General features: G+C 66.3%; 1 protein-coding gene and 1 pseudogene. One reads left to right on the forward strand and one right to left on the reverse strand.

What is annotated here, in order from left to right; all coding sequences use genetic code 11:
* A pseudogene (locus VN856_RS24785) lies at positions 1-268 on the forward strand (hypothetical protein); the annotation flags it as partial.
* Between the two features lie 21 nt (positions 269-289).
* Here the strand turns inward: VN856_RS24785 and VN856_RS24790 are convergent.
* Positions 290-2,627, reverse strand: a 2,338-nt coding sequence (locus VN856_RS24790) for a bifunctional RecB family nuclease/DEAD/DEAH box helicase (RefSeq protein WP_325694273.1), incomplete at its 5' end; no start/stop codon positions are given.

Below are 2,627 nucleotides of genomic sequence, written 5' to 3' on the forward strand. Positions count from 1 at the left end.
CGAGCCGATCGGATTCGCCCACAACGGCTTGCATGTGGACGACGAGCAGCGTTTCCGGCCGGTTGAGGAATTCTCTGCGCCGGACCAACGCCGTGTCGACTATGACGAACCGTTCTTCGATGACATCGACACCTACGGCGGGTCAAGCGACCATGCACCGCGCACGCGTGGGTTCGCCCCCCGCGACGAACTCCGCAACGGCCATCACCGCCCAGCTCCCAACAGACATCGTCGGTCCGATCCCGACCACGGGTACCCCGGCCCGTAGCAGCGTTTGGCCGGTAAGCCCTTACGCCGAAGGGTCGCAGCCGGTCAGGGCCAGGAAAGCGCCGAGATCCACCAGACCCGATGGGGCGGCGGGCAGGTAATCGGTCAACGTCTCGGCGCGCACGATCACCGCGGCATACTGTGCACGGCTGATCGCGACGTTCAAACGATTGCGGTTGAGCAGGAACGGGATTCCGCGCGGTATGTCCTCGACGGATGAGGCCGTCATCGAGACGATGGCCACCGGTGCCTCGGTGCCCTGAAACTTGTCGACGGTCCCGACCCGGACATCGCCGAGCCCCGCGGCGGCCAGGTGTTCCCGCAGCAGCAGCACCTGAGCGTTGTAGGGGGCCAACACCAACACGTCGGAAGCCGTCAATGGCCGGGTGCCGTTCTCGGTCGTCCATGCCAAGCCAACCAGGGCCCTGATCTGGGCAACGATGGCGGCGGCTTCTTCGGGGCTCTCAGTTGCGTTGCCGTCGTGCAGAACTCGAACGACATGAACTCCGGGCGGATACCCGTCCAATCGGCGCGCGGCGGTGACTTCGCGGTACGGCTGCAACCGGCCCTCATAGGCCAGCACCGACACCGGATCGCACACCGCGGGATGCATGCGACGTGAGCGGTCCAGGAAGTAGCCGCGTTCGGCGGGCAGGGTGCGGTGGTCCTCGACCAGCCAGCCCAGTGCGGATCCGTTGACCGGCTCCGGATGAGTGCCCTGGCTGACCTGAGGCAGCTGCTGCGGATCGCCGAGCAGCAGCAGGTTGGCGGCTGACGCGGCCACCGCGATCGTATTGGCCAGACAGAACTGGCCGGCCTCGTCGATCACCAGCAGGTCCAGACTTCCCGGCGGAACCCGGCCGGGGTTGGCGAAGTCCCACGCGGTGCCGCCGATCACGCATCCTGTTGTGCCGGCGATGAATCCGGGGTACTCGTTTTCGGCGATCTGCTTCCATGCGACGTCGCGGCGGTCGCCTTTCTTGGCTACCCGTTCCGGGTCGATACCGGCGTTGATCGTGGCTTGCAGCAGGTTTTCCACCACCGCATGTGATTGCGCGACAACACCTATGCGCCAGCCGTATTGGGCGACAAGTCGGGTGATGACGTGTGCGGCGGTGTAGGTCTTGCCGGTTCCGGGCGGCCCATGCACCGCCACGTAGGACCTATCGAGGTCGAGCAGGGCGGCGGCGATGTCGTCGATGGCGTCGCCGCTTCGGGGGAGGTCCGCGCCGCTGCGCGTTCTAGGAGGTTGGCGGAGCAGGATGTCGGCCACCGCGGTGCGGGGGAGTTGCGGCAGCCTTGCCGCGACCGCTGCTGCTGCCGCTTCGATGGCCTCCCGCAGCGGCTTGGTGTTGACTGGCCCGCCTGGGGTCAGCGCGAAAGGAAGCTCGGGAAAAGTGCTGCCGTCGAGGGGAGTTCGCTCGATGACGACGACCTCGGTCGGCACGCTCGGGTCGTTGGCCTCGATCAGCTTGGCCCGGCCCGCGGCGCGCCGATCGGGATTGTCGGCCAGACCGGGCGGCGCCGGCGGATCGTAAAGCGCGTAGACCTCTGAGTCGGCCTTGAGAGCGCCGCGGGCCAATTCGCCGGTCAGCTGTAGCCGCCGCTGCAACTTCTGCGCGCGCGGCGGCTTATGCCAATCGACCGCAACGTTTGCCTGGTCGACGAGGAATACGTCTGTCTCGTCGGCCCATTCGTCGACGGGGTAGTTCAGTCGATCGAAGTGCGCCCACCAGAACGGCTTGTCTTCGCGGCGGTGATAGCCGCGGGCGGCCGACACCAGGGCAACCGCGGTCTGTTCCGGGGTGCGGTCACCGGTCGTCGGGTCGCCGCTGAACGCGTGTAGCTTTGCCGCGAGCGCGTCCGCCTCCTCGATATCGCCGCCGTCGGGAACCGGTTGTGCGCCAAGCGGTATGACGCTGTTTTCGTAGGCTCGCATCAGGAGCCAGTTGCGCAGTTCGCGGGTCGACGTGCAGTCGTAGTGGTTGTAGTCCTCGATCTCCTTGAGTACGGTCGCCGCCTCGTCGACCTCGCCGTTGCCGCGCAGTTCGCTGTAGCGCGCGTACTGGGTGATCGAGTCGGCTGCCGTGGTGACATCGCCGGAACGCAGCTGCGAACCCATGTACAGCGGTTCCAGGGCCTTCAGGCTGAGCGACTCGCTACCGGTCCGAATGCTCTTGCGCACAATCGGATACAGGTCGACCAATGTTCCGCTGCGCAGCAAGTCGTCGACGTCGTCTTCCCCGACGCCGTGGCGACCGGCCAGACGCAGCAGCGCCGTCTTCTCGTAGGCGGCGTAGTGGTAGACGTGCATATTGGGAAATCGCTTGCGTCGCTTGGCGACCAGCGCCAGAAAGTCG

Source organism: Mycobacterium sp., assembly GCF_035603715.1.
Classification (GTDB): domain Bacteria; phylum Actinomycetota; class Actinomycetes; order Mycobacteriales; family Mycobacteriaceae; genus Mycobacterium.